The sequence below is a fragment of the Nioella sp. genome, assembly GCF_965215655.1.
GTDB lineage: Bacteria > Pseudomonadota > Alphaproteobacteria > Rhodobacterales > Rhodobacteraceae > Nioella.
On the sequence record NZ_OZ244111.1, the window covers coordinates 2,905,452 to 2,923,789 of the forward strand.

Genomic DNA, 18,338 nt, shown 5'->3' on the forward strand with positions numbered 1-18,338 from the left:
GGTTACTCGATCCAGCCGCGCTCGCGGTAGTAGCGCTCTGCGCCCGGATGCAGCGGAATGCCGACATTTTCGGGCTGCCACGCGTTTTCGGGATTGAACCGACGCCATGCTGCGTGTGCCTCGCCCATTGCGGCAGCGTTTTCGATCAAAGCGCGGGTGATCTGATAGGCGGTTTCGTCATTCAGCGACGCGTTTGCGATCAACACCGTCCCAAGGTTTCCGCCCGAGGTTGGGCCGTCCTGACCTTCGAACCACGGTCCCCAGGTGCCAGGAGTCAGACCGTTTTCCGCCAGCGCATCAAGCGCTGCCTGAGGAAGATCAAGGTAGGCCATATCATTCGTCAGTGCGACCTCGGTGATCGTCGGATGACCGGGGATCATGGTGTCGATGTAGATATCGGCCGAACCGTCGCGGATGACCGCCGGAATTTGCGGCGCGCCGACCTGGACGATGTCGCCACCATTTTCGCGCACAGCCTCGAAGCTGGAGCCGAGCGCCTCAAGGATCATCTCGGCGGTCGGCACGGCGCTGGATCCCGCTGGTTTCATTAGGATGCGGACGGGTTCTCCCGACGCAAGGATTTCGCCAAGGTCGTTAGTGCCCATTTCATCGAGGAAGGACTGCCGTGCCATTACGCCGACATAGACGCTGTTCAATCCGCCGACGAGCGCGCGGATGTCGGGGGCTGAGGCACCTTCGTAGGCAGGGTGGCCCGTGAACGCCCAAACCGCCGTTGCGGTGTTTGACAGAGCAATTTCGGCGCGGCCAGCCTGAACCACCATCGGGTTGGCGACACCGCCGCCACGGGCGACGACCTCGACCGAATTGTCCCCCAGAATGGGCTCGATAAGCTGTTCCAGCGTGGCGGCGAATACATACCAGGACGTGCCTTCACGCATGGCGCCGATGCGCACGTCTTGGGCTGGGGCGACGGTTGCAGTCAGCGCGAGTGTCGCGAAGCCGATCATCGCCATTCGGATGTTGATCTTGAGGTTCTTGAGCATGGATTATCCTCCCTATGCATAGCTATGCCCCTGCGCCATGCGCGGGGGCAACGGTTCATTCAGCAGCCAGCAAGTGCTCGACCCGGCCTATTCCGGCGGCCTCAAAGGCGGCCTCAATCTCACGCTCAGCAGCCTCCCCGAGATCTTTTAGCGGCTCCCGGATCGTGGCATGTTCCAGCAATCCTCGGTGGCGCAGACCGATCTTCAGTGCGACCGTGCCCTCCATATGCGAGCTACGGTGGTAGACGGCACGCGTCACCGGCAGAAGCTGTTCGAAGACTTTTCGGGCAGTTGGGTAGTCCTGAGCTTTTCCTGCGTTGATCAATTCGATCAGCAATTCCGGCGCGATGTTGCCATACCCGACCAGCAGGCCATCGACATCGAACATGGTGGGCAGCAACCATTCGTCGTGGCAGGACAGGATCTGCAAGTCGGGTTGCGCTTTTTTCAACTCAGGAACTTCCACATACCAGCGCTTCATGTTGCGCACGCCGTTCTTGGTGGCGACAACGCCTTCCTGCGCAGCCAATTCCAGCTGGGTGTCCAGGTCGTAGCTGGCCTTGGTGGTATCGGGATACTGGAACAAGATGCACTGAAGGCCCGAGTTTTCCCAGATTGCCTTGTAGCGGTCCTGCGGGGCACCCTTCTGAAAGCCAAAGCGCAGCCAGCCATGGTTCGGGTAAACCAGTGCTCCCGTCGCGCCTGCATCCTTGCACTTGCGGGCCTCCATCGCGGCGACTTTAGTGCCTTCGCCGGTGATGCCTGCTATGATCGGCACATCGACGGTGTCGGTATACGCGCGAATAAGCTCGAGACGTTCATCTTCGGTCAGGAATGTGCCTTCACCGGCATGGCCAAGAATAACCAGCGACTTCACGTCGTCGAAACTGGCCAGCCACTTCGCAATGCGCACGTTCGCCGCGATATCAAGCGAACCATCTTTGTTGAAAGCTGTGACGGGGGCTGGGCTGAGCCCTCGAAGATCCATGATGTCCATTCTATTCTCCTGTTTCAGGATCGTTATTGCAATCGTTCCCGATGTGAGGTGTCGTTTTTTCTTGCGATGCACCATCACCCATGCAAGAACGTTTGTGGGAACGTTCCCATCTATGGCTGGATGCAACCGCTCGTCAAGTGAAAAAATCAGAGACGTGACGCGCGATGCGGCGCAGGCTATGACAGGAGGAAACCAGTGAGGTTTCGAAGTTTGACGAGCGATCAGAACGATAGCAGGCGCGGACACCGCGTAACTTTGCACGATGTCGCCTCGGTGGCGGGTGTTTCGAAATCAACGGTGTCCCGTGTGCTCGACGAGCGACTGCCGTGGTCAGATAGCGAAACCGCCCGCAAGGTCCGGCGCGTCGCGCAGGATCTGGGATATATTCGCGATGTTGCCGCCGCCAGCTTGCGCAGGGGCCAGAGCATGACGATCGGTGTGATCGTTCCGCGGCTGACGGATACCGTTATGGCCATGCTATATGAAGCTCTTGCTCGCTCGAGTGCGCGGGTAGGACGTTTTGCGATGGTGGCCACGACCGAGGATGATCCAGGCCAGGTTAGAATTGCTGCTGAGTCTCTCTTGCGGCGAGGAGTCGATGGCCTGGTTCTAGCAACGGCGCGGGAAGGTGACGATTTCCCAGACGAACTCAAGGACAGGGGGGTGCCGTTCGTTCTTGCTCTTCGGACAGATGGGAGCAATCCCTCATCAGTAGGCGACGATCAACTCGGCGGATATCTTGCAACCCGCCATTTGTTGGACCTCGGTCATAGACGGATAGGCCTAATCGCGGGTCCGGACTACGCGTCCAGCGCTCGCCTGCGCAAGGCTGGCTATCTGCAGGCCATGGAAGAAGCAGGCATTCCCCCAGACCCAACGTTGATCGTTCAGTCAACCTTCGGCATCGAGTCTGGTGCAATCGCGGCGAAAACCCTGCTCGAGCAGCCGGATAGACCGACCGCCGTGTTCGCTATGAATGACAACACCGCGATCGGAGCGATGACTGCCATGCTTCGCCTTGGGCTGTCGGTTCCCGAGGATGTGTCGTTGGTCGGATACAATGACATCCCATTGGTCCGTTTGTTGCCGACACCGCTTACAACGGTCCGCGTTCCGTTTGATCAGATTGCATTCGAAGCCATTGACCTTCTATGCGGCACTGTCCCAAGAAAGGAGTCTGACGTTCGCAAAGCAACACCAACTGTCATACCAAGGCAGTCTACAATACGCAGACCATGACACGAGCGTGGTATTCTGAAGTGGTCCCACCTTTTCGGACAGCTTTGCAGCGTTTCTTTCGGGCAGCTTTGCAGCGTTTCTAAGGTGTATCGGGTTTAGGTTTCATGCTGCGTTTCGCTCTTCCAAGCCTGCCCAATATGCGTCGTCCGGCGTCTGCCGATCAAGCGCCGAATGGGGCCTTCTGGTGTTGTAGAAGACCATCCAGTTCCTGACGACGCGCCGGGCCTGGAAGCCATCGGAGATTTCCTCGAGGTATATGGCCTCCTGCTTCAAGGATCGCCACAGGTGTTAGATGAAGATGTTGTCGAGATATCTTCCCCGACCGTCCATCGAGATGCGCGCGCCCACCTCGGTCAACGTGGTGATCCAAGCCGACCCGGTGAACTGGCTGCCCTGATCCGTATTCATGATCTCGGGCAGGCCGTGCTTGGCGATGGCTTCGTTCAAAGCATCGACGCAGAAGTCGGCGTGCCTCGTGTTCGACAGCCGCCAACTCAGGACCTTGCGCGTGGCCCAGTCCATTATGGCGACCAGATACAGGAACCCATTCCTGACCGGCACAAAGGTGATATCTGCGCACCAGACCTGATTGGGGCGGTCAATCTGCATCTTCCTCAGCAAATACGGATAGGCCGGATGCTGGGGGTGCGGCTTGCTGGTTCGAGGACGCTTGTAGATCGCTTCCAAGCCCATCTTCGCCATGAGGCGACGGACGCGATGACGACCAATAACGATCCCTTCCCGGCGCAGATAGGCCGCGATCTGGCGTGATCCGAAGAACGGGTATCGGGTGAACACCCGGTCGATCTCTTTCATCATCGCCAGCGTGTCCACATTGACCCCGACCGGCGTGTAGTAAATTGCCGAACGGCTCAGCTGCACCAACTTGCATTGTTGGCCCCCTCTCGGGACATTGCTGCGCAATGCCCTGCCGGGCAGTGGATGCTCAGCTCGGGGTGATCCAGCCTGATCATCGCGCGTTTCTTCTCGGGGCTCAGCTTTTTTGAGCCCTTCCGACAAAAAATCGTTCTCGACCGCAAACCTCCCGATCTTGGCGTGCAACTCCTTGACTTCGGCTTCGGTGGGGCCGCTCTGCTTGCCGCCAGAAAACACGTCCGCCATCCCGTCAATAGCTTGTCGCTTCCATGTGCTGACCTGGTTCGGGTGCAGTTGATGCTTCGCTGCGATCTCCTGCACGGTCTTGTCGCCCCGCAGCGCTTCCAACGCCACCTTGGCCTTAAACTGATCTGTAAAGTTCCGGCGCTTTGCCATCTTCGCATCCCTTCAAAGGTTTGGGATACACCTTAGCCGACTGTCCAGTTTTCTGGGACCACTTCACAGACTCCCGACGGCGGGCCGAAGCCGTGCTCGCTCTCGATGCGCAATGCCGGGAAGAAACCGGCTAAGACTGTCCGCGTTGCGCGTCGTCGAAGCGGTGCCGGTGGGGGCATACCCGGGATATGCTCGCACAAACAGCGAGCGTCGGCTTAGTAACTACTCGTGGCTTCTGGCTCTTTCGACAGGGCGACATGGGCAAGGGTTGGGAAGCAGAAAAGCTCGTCTAGCCCCGGAACGCCATCCCGGCGCACAGGTGGGCAGTAAGGTGGATAGAAAAAGCCGATACTAAATCATGCTACAGATCTATTTGGATAATTTTAGATTTAATGGTGCCCGGGGGCGGAATCGAACCACCGACACGAGGATTTTCAATCCACTGCTCTACCCCTGAGCTACCCGGGCACGGGAGCAGGAGAGTCTCCTGCGGGTGGGGGCGTTCTAGGTGGTTCGGGCGGGGCTGTCCATAGGGTTTGAGAGATTTTTTGCGGCCTTGCCCGATGTCGGGAAACTCAAGCTGGCGGTTCCGGATCACGGGCCTGCTAGTGCCCTAGATTCTAAGGGAAAGGACCGCGGATTGCGCCGCGGTCTATTGGCCAGAACAGGCCTGAGATCAGGCCGTTTTCTGTGGGCGCATGTCGGCGGCGTCGATGCCCGCCACGGCGACCGGTTTCTTCATCGCGTCGCGGCGGAAAGGTTCGCCCAGTTCCTGGTTGATCATCGCCTCGATCAGCGTAGTCTTGCCAGCGGCCTGATCCTTCAGCGCCTGCTCCAGCGCCTCCGACAATTCGTCCATCGTGCGCGCCACAACGCCTTGAAGCCCGCAGGCCTTGGCGATGCCGGCGTAGCTGACCTGTTCATCGAGCTCGGTGCCGACGAAGTTATCGTCATACCACAGGGTCGAATTCCGCTTCTCGGCCCCCCACTGGTAGTTGCGGAACACCACTTGCGTGATCGCGGGCCATTCGCCGCGGCCGATCGCCGTGAGTTCCGTCACCGCGATGCCGAAGGCCCCGTCGCCGGAGAACCCGACAACCGGCGTGTCCGGGCAGGCGATCTTGGCGCCCACCACGGCGGGCAGGCCATAGCCGCATGGGCCGAAGAGACCGGGGGCGAGGTATTTGCGACCCTCTTCGAAGGAGGGGTAGGCATTGCCGATGGCGCAGTTGTTGCCGATGTCGGAGGAGATGATCGCCTCTTTCGGCAGGGCGCGCTGAATGGCGCGCCAGGCCATGCGGGGGCTCATCCAGTCGGGTTTGTCGGCGCGGGCGCGTTCGTTCCAGGTGGTGCCGGGATCGTCATCTTCATGATCCATGGAGGAGAGCTGCTGCGCCCAGGCCGATTTGGTCTGCGCAATACGCGCCTTGCGCTCGGCCCGGCCCTCGTCGCCTGCCGTGTCGGACAGCTGCGCGAGGATCGACGTCGCGACTTTCTTCGCGTCCCCCACGATACCGACGCTCACTTTCTTGGTCAGGCCGATGCGGTCGGGATTGATATCGACCTGGATGATCTTGGCATTTTGCGGCCAGTAGTCGATGCCATAGCCCGGCAGGGTCGAAAACGGGTTGAGGCGGGTGCCCAGACACAGGACCACGTCCGCCTGGCTGATCAGCTCCATCCCGGCTTTCGATCCGTTATAGCCAAGCGGACCGGCGAAAAGCGGGTGAGAGCCGGGGAAGGCGTCGTTATGCTGGTAGCCCACGCAAACCGGCGCATCGAGACGTTCGGCCAGTGCCATGGAGGCGGGGATCGCGCCGCCCAGAACCACGCCTGCGCCATTCAGGATGACGGGCGACTTGGCCTCGGACAGCATCTTGGCAGCCTCGGCCACCGCTTCCTCACCACCGCCGGGGCGTTCGAATTCCACGATCGCGGGCAGGTCGATGTCGATCACCTGCGTCCAGTAATCGCGGGGCATGTTGATCTGCGCAGGGGCGGAGGCGCGCTTGGCGTTGATGATCACCCGGTTCAGCACTTCGGCCACGCGTGACGGGTCGCGCACTTCTTCCTGATAGGCAACCATATCCTTGAAGGCGGCCATCTGCTCGACCTCCTGAAATCCCCCCTGCCCCAGGGTCTTGTTGGCGGCCTGCGGCGTCACCAGCAACAGGGGCGTGTGGTTCCAGTAGGCGGTTTTCACGGCGGTCACGAAATTGGTGATGCCAGGGCCGTTCTGGGCGATCATCATGCTCATTTTGCCCGACGCGCGGGTATAGCCATCGGCCATCATCCCGCCCGAGCCTTCGTGGGCGCAGTCCCAGAAGGAAATGCCCGCCTGCGGGAACAGGTCGGAAATCGGCATGAAGGCGGAGCCGATAATGCCAAAGGCATCTTCGATCCCATGCATTTGCAGCACTTTTACAAAGGCTTCTTCGGTGGTCATTTTCATTGGCGGCATCTCCACGGAAAAGGATGGGCACTGTCTGTGCTTTGACGTCGGTTGTAGCGCCCTGCCCTGCCCTGCGGTTAGGGCCAGTTAGCGCGGCTCGCTATGGCCAAAGGCGGCGATCTCTTCGGCGATCCGGCGAATGCCTTCTGGGATCTTTTCAGAGGGGATGGAGCTGTAGGCCAGCCGGTAGAACCGCCGCGCATCATCCGCAGGGCTGAAAAAGCTGCGCCCCGGTTCGATGACCACGCCGCGATCATAAAGCCTGCGGGCCAGAATCTCGGTATCCACACGCGGCGGCGCTGCCATCCAGAAGCTGGAGCCGCCGGTGGCAACCGCCCCTGAAATGGACAATCCATGGCGTTCGATCGCGGCGGCCATGACCGTGCGCCGAATCTCGTAGGCCTTGCGCATCCGGTTGATCTGCGCGTCGTAATGGCCAAGCGACAGGAAATAGGCGACGGTGCGCTGGATGTGGCCGGGCGGGTGACGCAGCACCAGGGCGCGCAGGGCGCGGGCCTCCCGGATGAACTCCTCATCCGCCACCACATATCCCAACCTCAGCCCGGGAAAGAGCGACTTGGAGAACGAGCCGATATAGATCACCGCCCCGGTGTCATCCATCGACTTCAGCGCGGGCGATGGTGCGTTCTTGAAGGAGAGCTCGAATTCATAGTCGTCCTCGACCACCACGAACCCACGCTCGGTCGCAAGATCCAGAAGCCGCCTGCGGCGGTCCACCGGCATGGTCATATTGGTCGGGCAATGATGCGACACGGTGGTAAAGACCACATCCGTATCGGGCGGCAGCGCCTCGGGCGGCAGGCCCTCGTCATCCACGTCAATGGGCACCAGATGGCATCTGGTCTGGGTCAGGATTTCGCGCAGGCCGGGATAGGTCGGGTTTTCCAGCACCGCCTTGCGCCGCTGCGTCAGCAGGATCTGCGCCGTCATCCAAAGGGCGTTCTGCGCGCCCATGGTGATCAGGATCTCTTCCTTGCGGGCGGCGATCCCCCGGCGCGGCAGGATATGGCGCTGGATATGTTCCAGCAGGCGTTCGTCGTCTTCCTCGTAACGGTCGGCGGTCAGGATCTTGAAATCCTTCTGCCCAAGCGCCTGCAACCCGCATTGCCGCCAGGTCTGATGCGAAAAGAGCGTCGGGTCCGCCTGCCCGTAGATGAACGGATAGGGGTATTCATGCCAGTTCAGCGGGCGCAGCGGCAGGGCCGGGCTGTCAAACCGCTGCCCAATGGCCCGCGACCAGTCGATCCCCGGTTTTTCCTTGCGGTTGCTGAGATCGAATTCAGGCGGGGTCGGCGCGGTATCGGACACGAAATAGCCGGATCGTCCCCGCGAAATCAGGTAATCATCGGCCACCAGTTCGGTATAGGCATTGGTCACCGTGATCCGGCTGATCCCCAGATGAATGGCCAGTTTTCGGCTGGATGGCAGCTTCTCCCCCGGCCTGAAACGCCCGGACAGAATGCCCTCTGCCACCAGCCTTTGCACCTTCTGTTGAAGGGTTCCCTCGGCCTGGGTATCGAGAAAGAAGGACTCCACCGGAATGGGCACGGCTGGACTTAACCTCTGGTTAACTCTGGTCACACCACATGCGCGGGGCACAGGGTGCTTGTCAATCCACTGGCGCTATGCATGGATAGGCTCTGGCCCTATCTGGTTTCCCTGCAACCCGGCACTGTGATCCCAGAGACCGTTTTCCGGTGGAGAGAGATATGAACACCCCCTTCAACCCCAATGATATCAGCCATGTGATCGAGGCGGATCGCGCCAATGTCTGGCACCATCTGATCCAGCACAAACCCTTTGAAACCGGCGAGCCCCGGATCATCGTCGAGGGCAAGGGCATGCGGGTCTGGGATGCCCATGGCAAGGAATATATCGACGCCGTCTCCGGCGCTGTCTGGACCGTGAACGTGGGCTATGGCCGCAAGCGCATTGCCGATGCCGTCCATGAACAGCTCATGAAGATGTGCTATTTCGCACAGGCTGCGGGCTCGATCCCCGGTGCGCTTTTCGCCGAGAAGCTGATCGAGAAGATGCCGGGCATGTCCCGCGTCTACTACACCAACTCAGGGTCTGAGGCGAACGAGAAGGCCTTCAAGATGGTCCGCCAGATCGCGCACAAGAAATATGGGGGCAAGAAAACCAAGATCCTCTACCGCGACCGCGACTATCACGGCTCCACGCTGGCGGCGATGTCGGCAGGCGGCCAGGATGAACGCAACATGCAATACGGCCCCTTCGCGCCGGATTTCGTGCGCGTGCCCCATTGCATGGAATACCGCAAGGAAGAACTGGGCCTTGGCCATCTCTCGGGCCGGGAGTTCGGCATTGCGGCGGCCAACCTGATCGAGGAGGTGATCCTGCGCGAAGGCCCCGAGACCGTCGGCGCGCTCTGCCTCGAACCCGTCACTGCCGGTGGCGGCGTCATCGAAGCGCCCGAAGGCTACTGGGACCGCGTTCAGGAGATTTGCAAGGAATACAACGTCTTGCTCCATATCGACGAGGTCGTCTGCGGCGTGGGCCGCACTGGCACCCAGTGGTTCGGCTACCAGCATTACGGCATCAAGCCCGACTTCGTGACCATGGCAAAGGGCGTCGCCTCGGGCTATGCGGCCATCGCCTGCATGGTGACGACGGAAGAGGTGTTCGATCTGTTCAAGACCGACCCGTCGGACAAGCTGAACCACTTCCGCGACATCTCCACCTTCGGGGGCTGCACCGGCGGCCCGGCGGCGGCGCTGGAGAATATGGCGATCATCGAGGAAGAGGGCCTGCTGGAAAACTGCACCCAGATGGGCGCCCGGATGATCGGCAACCTCAGGGCGCTGATGGACAAGCACCAGATCATCGGCGATGTGCGCGGCAAGGGGCTTTTCCTGGGCGCGGAGCTGGTAAAAGACCGTGAGACCAAGGAACCGGTCGAGGAAAAGGACGTGATGGCCGTGGTCGCGGATTGCGCCGCACAGGGCGTGATCATCGGCTCCTCCAACCGCTCGATTCCGGGCCGTAACAACGTGCTCTGCTTCAGCCCCGCGCTGATCGCCACGGCAGAGGATATCGACGCGATCACCGATGCGGTGGACAAGGCGCTGAGCAAGGTTTTCGGCTGATCTGATCGCCCGACAGCGGTCCCAAAGGCCCCGGCGTGCCACAGTGCTCCGGGGCTTTTCTGCGGCCTGAACACCGCGGTGCCATGCGTGCACCCCCTGTACACCCCCCGTACACCCCCCGTGCAGACAAAACCGCCAAGAATGCCCCGTTTCTTTCAGTTTGGTTCAAATACCTCGGGGTTTGGGGCAGAGCCCCAAGTGGCCCGGCGCGGCCCCCGCCATAGCGGGGGGTAAGCCGGGCCACCCCGGTCGACGCGCCAAAGGCGCGGCGAAATCGCCTTGCCCCTGTAAGCTTTCCTACCAATTCCTTGCGGGTGAATTCCTTTGCAATTGGTTGACGCAGAGACATGGTGCGCGCGCTGGCGGCCCGGTGAAGCCCCCGCGCTAGCGGGGCAAACCGGGCCGCCCCCGGTCGACGCCGTAGGCGGCGAAACCAAAAAGGCCCCCGGAACACCGGGGGCCTTTTCGCAACAATCATCACCTGGCACTCAGACCTTGCCCTTCCAGGGGACCAGAACCCGCTCGGCCCAGCGCATCAGCATGTCGATGCCATAGCCGATGATCCCGATCAGGATGATCCCCATTATCACGATATCAGTGAGCTGGAACTTCGACGCGGCCACGATCATCTGCCCGGCGCCCTGTTCGGCGGCAACCAGTTCGGCGGCAACCACCGTGCCCCAGCAGACGCCCATCGCCACCCGCGCGCCGGTGAAGATTTCCGGCAGGCTGTTGGGGATGATCACATGGCGCATGATCTGGCTTTTCGACGCCCCCAGCGAATAGGCCGCGTGAATCTTGGAAATCGACACGCCCGATACGCCCGCCCTTGCGGCAATGGTCATGATCCAGAGCGCAGCGAGGAACAGCAGGAAGATCTTTCCGCTTTCATCGATACCGAACCAGATGATCACCAGCGGGATCAGGGCCAGCGGCGGCACCGGGCGCATGAATTCGACGATCGGGTCGAACCAGCCGCGGAACCAGTTGGACAGGCCCATGGCATAGCCCAGCGGGATGCCCACGGCGGCGCCCAGGGCGAAGCCTGCCAGCACCCGGAACAGCGAGTAGCCCAGATGCTCGGCGAGGGTGAAATCGCGATAGCCTTCCCGCGAGATTTCGATGACCCGGCTCCAGACGGCCTCTGGCGGGGGCAGCCAGATCGGTTCCATCTGCATGCCCGCATTCGGTGTGAAGCGCACGGTGCCCCGGCGGCTGAGCGTCACGACCCCGTCGCCGGTATCGACCTCGCCCACCTCCGGCTCCAGCGGTTGGCCATTGATGGCGACCACGCGGAACCCGTCTTCATCGGCGCCGATATCGTTATTGCCGGTCCGGATCAGGCTGGACCGCCCGCCGCTGATGGCGTCCACATCGTTCAGCGCAAAGCCGTCGCCGGGGTCGATTTCGGGCAGGTCCACTTCTTCGCCTACGGGACGGACAAGCACGGTCACCGTGGCGTCATCGCGTTCGCCGGCGGCGTTTTCGGCGGTGTAGGTAAAGCTGGTGTCGCCAAGGAATGGGCCCGGCACGTGAATGGGCGAGATCACCGAGCCGGTGAACGCCCCCCAGATCAGGAAGATCGAAATGACCGAGATGACCGAGGCCGCCCGCGTCGGGCGCACGGCGCTTTCATCACCGAAGGTCACGGTCTTGAGCGAGGTGAAATCGTGGCGCGATTCGCGCATCGAATTGAACGCCTTCACCGCAACGAAGGCGACGATGAAAATGGCGGCATAGATGGCTGCGATCAACATGTTATGCGGCCCCCTCTGTCCGGCCCATGATCTCTTCTTCCATGTCCCAGATCATCGACAGGATTTCCTCACGCCGCTCGCTGAATTCGGGGTGTTTCTTGACCTCTCGCAGATCCGCGTTCACGCCCATATCGGCGAAGGGCAGGTTGTATTCGCGATGCAGGCGGCCGGGACGGGGGGCCATCACGATCAGCCTTTCGCCCAGAAGCAGCGCCTCTTCCACGGAGTGGGTGATCAGGATGATGGTCTTGCCGGTTTCCTTCCAGAGCTTGAGCACCAGCCCTTGCATCTTCTCGCGCGTCAGCGCATCGAGCGCGCCCAGCGGCTCGTCCATCAGGATCACATCGGGGTCATTGGCCAGGCAGCGGGCCAGCGCCACGCGCTGCTGCATGCCGCCCGACAGTTCATAGACGGCCTTTTCCTTGAAATCCTGAAGGCCCACGGTTTCCAGCAGGTGATCGGTGATCTGGTCACGTTCGGCCTTGGGCATGCCCTTCATGCGAGGGCCGAAATCGACGTTCTGGCGCACGCTCATCCATTCGAAAAGCGCGCCTTTCTGGAACACCATGCCGCGTTCGGCATCGGGGCCGGTCACGTAATGGCCATTGAGCTCGATCTTGCCCTCGGTGGGCGCGAGAAACCCCGCAATGATGTTGAGAAGGGTGGTCTTGCCACAGCCCGAGGGGCCGAGGACAGACAGGATCTCCCCTTCCTTGATGGTCAGCGATACATCCTGAAGCGCCTGCACGACCCCGCCATCCGGCAGATCGAAACGCATGGAGATGCTGTCGAGCACAAGCCCGGTCATACTGCCCTACCTTCCAAGTATATAAGAAAATCTGCAGAAAGGACGGCGCGAAGCACTGCCGCGCCGTCCGTGATGTCGGGATTACATCCCGTCATGCACCATCTGCAACGGGCCGGTATTGACCGCGCTTTCGTAGGACTCGCGGGCGGCGTCGATATTGCCGGTCTCGACGAAGAAGTTGGCCACTTCCAGAAGGAAGGTCTGGGTGCCACCACCGAGCCAGGCTTCGGACAGTTGCTCTTCAACCGAGGGGAATTCGAAACCGGCCAGCGTCGCGGCGGTCGCGTCTTCATCCATACCCGCGTCGCGCGCGATCACCGGCAGCATCTCGTCGGTGTGCTCGCCCGAGTTCCACATGGCGTTCATGTCGGCGGTCACGGACAGGAAGGCGGCCAGCAGTTCCGGCTCTTCTTCCGCGAAGGAGGCGGGGACCGAGGTCACGTCGAAGACGTAGATGCCCAGTTCCTGCTTTTCCGCGCCAGTCAGCAGGGTGTTGCCATGTTCCATCATGCGGCGCAGCGCACCGCCCCAGCCACAGGCCATGCCAAGCGAGCCCTGCGCCAGTGCAGCGGCGGAATCGGCGGGTGCCATGTCGACCACTTCCAACGTGCTGACGTCGATGCCGAAATGCTCCATCTGGCGGAGGAAGCCGTAATGGGCGGCGGTGCCGATCGGCACACCGACCCGCTGGCCTTCCAGATCCGCGACGTTGGAGGCGTCGATTTCAAGCGACTCGTGAACCACGCAGTTGTCATTGTCGGAGTAGCTGACCGCCACGTCGACAACCTGGATGTCCTGCCCGGCAGAGGCCGCGACCACGAAGGGCGGCACGCCCTGGCTGACCGAAATATGCACGTCGCCCGAAGCCATGGCGGCGGACATGGCGGTGCCGGTGTCGAAGGCGCGCCAGTTGATGGTCACGCCCATCTCTTCTTCGTAGATGCCCATCTGCTTGGCGTATTCGAACGGCATCGGCCATTCGAGGAAATAGGCAACGGTGATCTCGTCCAGTCCCTGGGCGACGGACGCCTGGGCACTCATCACCAGACCAAGAGCCGTTCCAGCAAGTGCAAATTTCTTCATTCGTAGTCTCCCTGTTCTCAGCGCGGTCTTGCCCGCGCCCATGCTTTTTGCATGTTGCAGCTTGCGAGGGTGAAAGCGCTTACGTCAAGGAAATCGTTCTGGCTGGACTGATGAAGTTCTCAGTCTGGACTGGTAGATTAAGCTCTGGATTATCCCGGATTTCAGATTTCCGAAGAGCCGTACATTTTCTTGGCACATCGCCCGAATTTCAGGCCTGCCAGGAACGAAACAAGGCGCGAGTCAGTGCAGCCGGTCACTGTCTGTGGCCAATGCCTCGGCCGCCGCTTCCAGGTCTTCGAGGTCCTGCGAGGGCACCGCGTAGCTGCCATTCAGCCAGCGGCCAAGATCCACATCGGCGCAGCGGCGCGAACAGAAGGGGCGGTATTTCTGATCCGTGTCTTTGTTGCAGATCGGGCAGGACATGAGGCGCGCTCCGTTGTGACGGGACATCATATTGGCATCAAGCGCGCCGGGATGCCAGCCATGCTTGCCGCCTGTTGCCACCTGCCCTAGCGTGAAAGCACGGGAGAGGGGAATTTCAAATGGCTGCATCCATCCGCGACTTCGACCTCAACGGTATCGGGCGGGATTTTATCGACAATCCCTTCCCCACCCTGCGCGCCTTGCGCGAGCAGAGCCCGGTCCATCGCAACCCGGATGGCTCGGTCTACCTGACGCGGCATGCCGATTGCCTGAAGGTCTATCAGTCGCGCGCGATGCTGTCGGACAAGACGGAAGAGTTTGGCAAGAAGTTCGGCCCCGGCCCGCTTCTGACCCATCACACGACAAGCCTGATCTTCAACGACCCGCCCTATCATACGGTGGTGCGCAAGCTGCTGGCGGGGGCCTTCACGCCGCGCAAGCTGGCCGAGATGGAGCCGCTGATTAACGGGATCGTGGATCGGATGCTGGACGATCTGGAGGATTTGGGGTCCTTCGATCTGATCCCGGCCTTTGCCATGGTGCTGCCGACCGAGATTATTTCCTTCATGTTGGGGATTCCAGAAGAGTATCGCCGCAAGCTGCGGGGCTTTTCGCTGGCCATTCTGGGCGCGCTCGACCCGGTGATTTCATCGGAGCGGCTGCAGGCGGGCAATGACGCGGTGGCGGAGTTCGGGGCGATTCTGGCCGATCTGATTGCACATCGTCGGGCAAACCCCGAGGGCGCGGGGCAAGGCGAGGTGCTGGACAGCCTGATCTTCGGCGAGGTCGACGGACGGCGGCTGACCGAGGAAGAACTGGTGCAGAACTGTATCTTCCTGCTGAATGCGGGTCATGAGACGACGACGAGCCTTGTCGGCAATTCCATCGGCATCCTGCTGGACAATCCCGACCAGCTGCGACTGTTGCAGCGGGAGCCGGAGCATATTTCAACGGCGGTAGAGGAGTTTCTGAGGGTGCAAAGCCCGCTTCAGATCGGCAACCGGCTGGCGGGGGAAGATATCGCGCTGACGGATTGCGTGCTGCCCAAGGGCACCTATATCCACACCTCGATCGCCGGGGCGAACCGCGATCCGGCGATGTTCGACGACCCCGAGGCGGTCGATATCACCCGCAATCCCAACCGGCATCTGGCCTTTGCCACGGGTATCCATGTCTGCCTTGGCGCGACGCTGGCGCGGATCGAGGGGCGGATTGCCATCGGCAAATTCGTGGAGCGGTTCCCGCGCCTGCGGGCGGATGGCCCGGCCGAGATCATGGGGCTGGCCCGGTTCCGGGGCTATAACAGCCTGCCGGTCAGCGTGGCCTGATCAGATCAGGGCCGTCAGCGGCCAGCGGTCACGCTTGCGTTGCAACTCGTACATGCCAAGGGGCGTCCAGCCTGCCAGCACCGTATCGGTGCCATCGGCCCGGAAGGCGCGGCGCAGGGCATCTTCGAACTGGCGGCGGTCCTTCTTGGGCATGGGCGCTACATCGAGCGTGATCTGACCGCCAAGCCCGCGCAGGCGCAATTGGCGCGGCAGGTCTTTTGCGGCGGCGAGGTTGGCTTTGAGCCCCGCCGCGAGGGAGCTGTCAGGGCCGGTGTTGACGTCAACCGCGACGAGGGCGGAGGTGGGTTCGATCTTCATCGAGGCACCGGAGGTGAGTGGCACTTCCGGGGTCAGCGCCGCGTCGATTTCTTCCAGCACGCCCAGATCGGCGAAGGCCCCGTCGCGGGAGATAACTTCGTCCGGTTCCGGGGTGGCCCAGTCGCGCCAGGCGGTCATGTGGGCGTCGGGGGCATCGACCAGCAATTCCGGCTCACCGTTCAGATCGGCGGTGACAGCTTCGGCCAGCTCGCGCATCGCGGTGATGTCCTCGGCCAGCGCGTCCTCGTCCACCTCATCGGCGGCGCTGCGCAGGATCAACCCGAAACGCTCAGACGCGCCCGCCATGGCCTCATGCGCAATCTCCAGCAGCCGGTCGCGTTCGGCTTCATCCCTGATCGAGCGGGCGATGTTCAGCCCCGGCGCGTCGGGCGTGACGATGGCGTAGCGCGATTTGAACAGAAGCCGCGTGGTGACGGGCGTCGCTTTGCCATCCGCGCCCATGCCGGTGACCTGCACCAGAAGCGGTTGACCGGGGGATAACCCTTTGCCCTGCCGCAGAAACGCGGTCTGTCCGTCGGGAAGGCGCAGCATCATGCCGCCCTGCCCTTTCAGGGGGCGGTCGCAGACCCCGCGTAGGATCGCGCCGATGCCCGGCGGGCCGTCCTCGGGCGGGTCAATCAGCAGGTCTTGCAACCGTCCGTCCACCATCAAAGCGGCGGCGGGGCGGTCGTTCAGCGTGTCGAGCAGGACAATACGGCCTTTCATGAGCGTCTCCAGACCGGCCAGCCAGCGGCCGTCAGCAAATGCGCCGTTTCCGGCAGGGGCAGGCCCATGATGGCGTGAAAACTGCCGCTGATCCACGGGATGAAGGCCCCGGCAGGGCCTTGGATGGAATAGCCACCCGCCTTGCCGCGCCAGTCATCACTGGCGAGATAGGCGTTGAGTTCATCATCCGAGAGCCGCTTCATCTGGACCCGGCTTTCGACGGTCCGTTCCCAGAGCTTTTCCCCGCGACGCACAGCGACCGAGGTATAGACCCGGTGACGGCGACCCGAGAGGGCGGTCAGAAACGCGGCGGCTTCCCCCGCATCCGCAGGCTTGCCCATGATCCTGCGGCCCATGGCAACGGTGGTATCGGCACAGAGCACGATGTCATCTGGGTCAGCCGTGACCGCCAGCGCCTTTTCCCGCGCGACGCGTTCCACGTAAGGGCGCGGCAGTTCGCCGGGACGCGGGTCTTCGTCGATATCGGGGGGCAGAATCGCATCGGGCTGAACGCCCAAGACCCCCAACAGCTCCAGCCGCCGGGGGCTTCCCGATCCGAGAACAAGTCGCATGAAGCGATTACTTGAAGCGGTAGTTGATCCGACCCTTGGTCAGATCGTAGGGGGTCATTTCAACTTGCACCTTGTCGCCAGCCAGAACGCGGATGCGGTTTTTCCGCATCTTGCCTGCCGTGTGCGCGATGATCGTATGGCCGTTTTCCAGCTCGACCAGGAATGTCGCGTTCGGCAGGAGTTCCTTCACGACACCGGGGAATTCGAGCAGTTCTTCCTTGGCCATGGTCTCTCCTATAGTGGTTATCCGCGTCAAATGCGCGGAAGTGGCGGTTAAATGCGCCTGATCGCCGGGTTTTTCAAGGCGAATCTCACTTTCGGGGCGGAACTTGCCGGGGTGTGACCGTTTCGAGCCCCTCTGGCCAGTGAGAGAAATTGCCGACCTGGCCGGTAAGGCGCGGGGCGGCAATGGCGGCGGGGTCGACCTCGATAGTCACGGGACCGGGCTCATCGGTCTCGCCCTGGGCCAGAATCCCGTCCGATGGCAGGCCGTGATCGGGGGGGCAGAAGAACCCCGCGCGGCCGGTGGACCGGTCGATGATCTCGCAACCGGGCACCTCGCCCACCAGCGGGGCCTGCACGATGAGGCACTGGTTTTCGATGGCCCGCGCCCGGCAGGACTGGCGCACACGGGTCTGCCCGGCGGGGAAGTCGGTGCAGGAGGGGACGACGATGAATTCTGCCCCGGCCTCGCACAGCGCGCGGGCCTGAAGGGGGAATTCGCTGTCATAGCAGATGAGAAGGCCGATCTTGCCAAGCGCAGTGTCAAAGACGCGCAGATCGTCGCCGGGGATCAGGCCCATCTCCTCGCGTTCATAGGGCAGCAGCAGGCGTTTGTCCTGATGATCGACGCTGCCATCGGGGGCAATCAGCCAGCTGCGGTTCACGACGCCCTTGTCGGTCCGCACAGGGCCGGACCCCGCCACGATGTGGCAACCATGCATCTGTGCCATGTGCCTAAACTGGTTGACCCAGTCGCCCGCCCGCTCCGCCGCCAGATCGCGCCATTCGGTGACGGTGGCACTTGGCGGCCCGGCGATCAGCGCCGCCTCCATCGCCGCGTATTCGGGGAAAACGACCAGATCGGCGGCGGCTTCCTTCAGGATGCGCTCCAGCTTGATCTCATGCGAGACCCAGCCGGGGTGACGTTCGCAACGATAGGAAACGGCGGCGATTTTCATGGCGACGGCTCCGGCTTCGGGGTATCCCACCTGCTATAGCCGGAGCC

General features: G+C 61.9%; 17 protein-coding genes and 1 tRNA gene. 3 read left to right on the forward strand and 15 right to left on the reverse strand.

The genetic code is table 11. The features are described from left to right. Window positions 1-2: 2 nt before the first annotated feature. Entirely contained in the window at window positions 3-1,004 is a 1,002-nt protein-coding gene (locus tag ACOOEX_RS14420) for a TAXI family TRAP transporter solute-binding subunit (protein WP_420395477.1), read from the reverse strand. A 55-nt stretch (window positions 1,005-1,059) separates the two neighbouring features. After that, window positions 1,060-2,001 carry a dihydrodipicolinate synthase family protein gene (locus ACOOEX_RS14425; protein ID WP_420395478.1) on the reverse strand — a complete coding sequence of 314 codons (942 nt, stop codon included), beginning with the start codon at window positions 1,999-2,001 and terminating at the stop codon, window positions 1,060-1,062. Window positions 2,002-2,211: 210 nt separating this feature from the next. On the opposite strand from ACOOEX_RS14425, the gene ACOOEX_RS14430 reads away from it, so the two are divergent. Then, window positions 2,212-3,240, forward strand: a complete 1,029-nt coding sequence (locus ACOOEX_RS14430; RefSeq protein ID WP_420395479.1) for a LacI family DNA-binding transcriptional regulator — start codon at window positions 2,212-2,214, stop codon at window positions 3,238-3,240. 102 nt (window positions 3,241-3,342) lie between these two features. Here the strand turns inward: ACOOEX_RS14430 and ACOOEX_RS14435 are convergent, their stop codons facing one another. The 5 genes from ACOOEX_RS14435 to ACOOEX_RS14455 form a co-directional block, all read right to left on the reverse strand. Beyond that, on the reverse strand, window positions 3,343-3,513 hold the full coding sequence (locus ACOOEX_RS14435) for an integrase core domain-containing protein (RefSeq protein WP_420395480.1): 171 nt from the start codon (window positions 3,511-3,513) through the stop codon (window positions 3,343-3,345). 15 nt (window positions 3,514-3,528) lie between these two features. Then, a complete protein-coding gene (locus ACOOEX_RS14440; protein WP_420395481.1) occupies window positions 3,529-4,512 on the reverse strand; it encodes an IS3 family transposase in 984 nt (327 codons plus the stop codon). Between the two features lie 393 nt (window positions 4,513-4,905). Further along, window positions 4,906-4,980: transfer RNA gene (locus tag ACOOEX_RS14445), tRNA-Phe, on the reverse strand. Window positions 4,981-5,188: 208 nt separating this feature from the next. After that, window positions 5,189-6,964, reverse strand: a complete 1,776-nt coding sequence (xsc, locus tag ACOOEX_RS14450; protein ID WP_420395482.1) for a sulfoacetaldehyde acetyltransferase — start codon at window positions 6,962-6,964, stop codon at window positions 5,189-5,191. An 87-nt stretch (window positions 6,965-7,051) separates the two neighbouring features. Continuing rightward, entirely contained in the window at window positions 7,052-8,533 is a 1,482-nt protein-coding gene (locus ACOOEX_RS14455) for a PLP-dependent aminotransferase family protein (protein WP_420395483.1), read from the reverse strand. 161 nt (window positions 8,534-8,694) lie between these two features. Here ACOOEX_RS14455 and ACOOEX_RS14460 point away from each other — a divergent pair, with 161 nt between their 5' ends. Beyond that, a complete protein-coding gene (locus ACOOEX_RS14460) occupies window positions 8,695-10,095 on the forward strand; it encodes an aspartate aminotransferase family protein (RefSeq protein ID WP_420395484.1) in 1,401 nt (466 codons plus the stop codon). A 488-nt stretch (window positions 10,096-10,583) separates the two neighbouring features. Here the strand turns inward: ACOOEX_RS14460 and ACOOEX_RS14465 are convergent, their stop codons facing one another. The 4 genes from ACOOEX_RS14465 to ACOOEX_RS14480 all read right to left on the reverse strand — a co-directional run bounded on the left by ACOOEX_RS14465 (window position 10,584) and on the right by ACOOEX_RS14480 (window position 14,166). Then, window positions 10,584-11,852, reverse strand: coding sequence for an ABC transporter permease (locus ACOOEX_RS14465; RefSeq protein WP_420395485.1), 1,269 nt, complete (start codon window positions 11,850-11,852; stop codon window positions 10,584-10,586). A gap of 1 nt (window position 11,853) precedes the next feature. Further along, window positions 11,854-12,660, reverse strand: coding sequence for a taurine ABC transporter ATP-binding protein (locus ACOOEX_RS14470; RefSeq protein ID WP_071690635.1), 807 nt, complete (start codon window positions 12,658-12,660; stop codon window positions 11,854-11,856). Between the two features lie 81 nt (window positions 12,661-12,741). Beyond that, window positions 12,742-13,743: an ABC transporter substrate-binding protein gene (locus ACOOEX_RS14475; RefSeq protein WP_071690634.1), complete on the reverse strand. Its 1,002-nt coding sequence runs from the start codon at window positions 13,741-13,743 to the stop codon at window positions 12,742-12,744. A 240-nt stretch (window positions 13,744-13,983) separates the two neighbouring features. Next, on the reverse strand, window positions 13,984-14,166 hold the full coding sequence (locus tag ACOOEX_RS14480; protein WP_420398378.1) for a DNA gyrase inhibitor YacG: 183 nt from the start codon (window positions 14,164-14,166) through the stop codon (window positions 13,984-13,986). Between the two features lie 119 nt (window positions 14,167-14,285). On the opposite strand from ACOOEX_RS14480, the gene ACOOEX_RS14485 reads away from it, so the two are divergent. Further along, window positions 14,286-15,494 (forward strand): cytochrome P450, encoded by a 1,209-nt coding sequence (locus ACOOEX_RS14485; protein WP_420395486.1) that lies wholly within the window; start codon window positions 14,286-14,288, stop codon window positions 15,492-15,494. Here ACOOEX_RS14485 and ACOOEX_RS14490 read toward each other — a convergent pair whose 3' ends face one another. The 4 genes from ACOOEX_RS14490 to ACOOEX_RS14505 form a co-directional block, all read right to left on the reverse strand. Continuing rightward, window positions 15,495-16,538 (reverse strand): ribonuclease E/G, encoded by a 1,044-nt coding sequence (locus tag ACOOEX_RS14490; protein WP_420395487.1) that lies wholly within the window; start codon window positions 16,536-16,538, stop codon window positions 15,495-15,497. After that, the gene (locus tag ACOOEX_RS14495; protein WP_420395488.1) at window positions 16,535-17,110 is read right to left on the reverse strand and encodes a Maf family protein; all 576 of its coding nucleotides are present in this window, start codon (window positions 17,108-17,110) and stop codon (window positions 16,535-16,537) included. The genes ACOOEX_RS14490 and ACOOEX_RS14495 overlap by 4 nt, the downstream gene beginning before the upstream one ends. Before the next feature lie 7 nt (window positions 17,111-17,117). Continuing rightward, window positions 17,118-17,336, reverse strand: a complete 219-nt coding sequence (gene infA / locus ACOOEX_RS14500; protein ID WP_008186030.1) for a translation initiation factor IF-1 — start codon at window positions 17,334-17,336, stop codon at window positions 17,118-17,120. An 85-nt stretch (window positions 17,337-17,421) separates the two neighbouring features. Continuing rightward, complete coding sequence (locus ACOOEX_RS14505) at window positions 17,422-18,291, reverse strand: carbon-nitrogen hydrolase family protein (protein WP_420395489.1); 870 nt, start codon at window positions 18,289-18,291, stop codon at window positions 17,422-17,424. Window positions 18,292-18,338 lie beyond the last annotated feature (47 nt).

Bases quoted from the DNA above. Each gene is read 5' to 3' on its own strand.
- ACOOEX_RS14420 (WP_420395477.1), bottom strand. From the start codon at position 1,004: ATGCTCAAGAACCTCAAGATCAACATCCGAATGGCGATGATCGGCTTC.
- ACOOEX_RS14425 (WP_420395478.1), bottom strand. From the start codon at position 2,001: ATGGACATCATGGATCTTCGAGGGCTCAGCCCAGCCCCCGTCACAGCT.
- ACOOEX_RS14440 (WP_420395481.1), bottom strand. From the start codon at position 4,512: ATGGCAAAGCGCCGGAACTTTACAGATCAGTTTAAGGCCAAGGTGGCG.
- xsc (WP_420395482.1), bottom strand. From the start codon at position 6,964: ATGAAAATGACCACCGAAGAAGCCTTTGTAAAAGTGCTGCAAATGCAT.
- ACOOEX_RS14460 (WP_420395484.1), top strand. From the start codon at position 8,695: ATGAACACCCCCTTCAACCCCAATGATATCAGCCATGTGATCGAGGCG.
- ACOOEX_RS14465 (WP_420395485.1), bottom strand. From the start codon at position 11,852: ATGTTGATCGCAGCCATCTATGCCGCCATTTTCATCGTCGCCTTCGTT.
- ACOOEX_RS14470 (WP_071690635.1), bottom strand. From the start codon at position 12,660: ATGACCGGGCTTGTGCTCGACAGCATCTCCATGCGTTTCGATCTGCCG.
- ACOOEX_RS14475 (WP_071690634.1), bottom strand. From the start codon at position 13,743: ATGAAGAAATTTGCACTTGCTGGAACGGCTCTTGGTCTGGTGATGAGT.
- ACOOEX_RS14480 (WP_420398378.1), bottom strand. From the start codon at position 14,166: ATGTCCTGCCCGATCTGCAACAAAGACACGGATCAGAAATACCGCCCC.
- ACOOEX_RS14485 (WP_420395486.1), top strand. From the start codon at position 14,286: ATGGCTGCATCCATCCGCGACTTCGACCTCAACGGTATCGGGCGGGAT.
- ACOOEX_RS14490 (WP_420395487.1), bottom strand. From the start codon at position 16,538: ATGAAAGGCCGTATTGTCCTGCTCGACACGCTGAACGACCGCCCCGCC.
- ACOOEX_RS14495 (WP_420395488.1), bottom strand. From the start codon at position 17,110: ATGCGACTTGTTCTCGGATCGGGAAGCCCCCGGCGGCTGGAGCTGTTG.
- infA (WP_008186030.1), bottom strand. From the start codon at position 17,336: ATGGCCAAGGAAGAACTGCTCGAATTCCCCGGTGTCGTGAAGGAACTC.
- ACOOEX_RS14505 (WP_420395489.1), bottom strand. From the start codon at position 18,291: ATGAAAATCGCCGCCGTTTCCTATCGTTGCGAACGTCACCCCGGCTGG.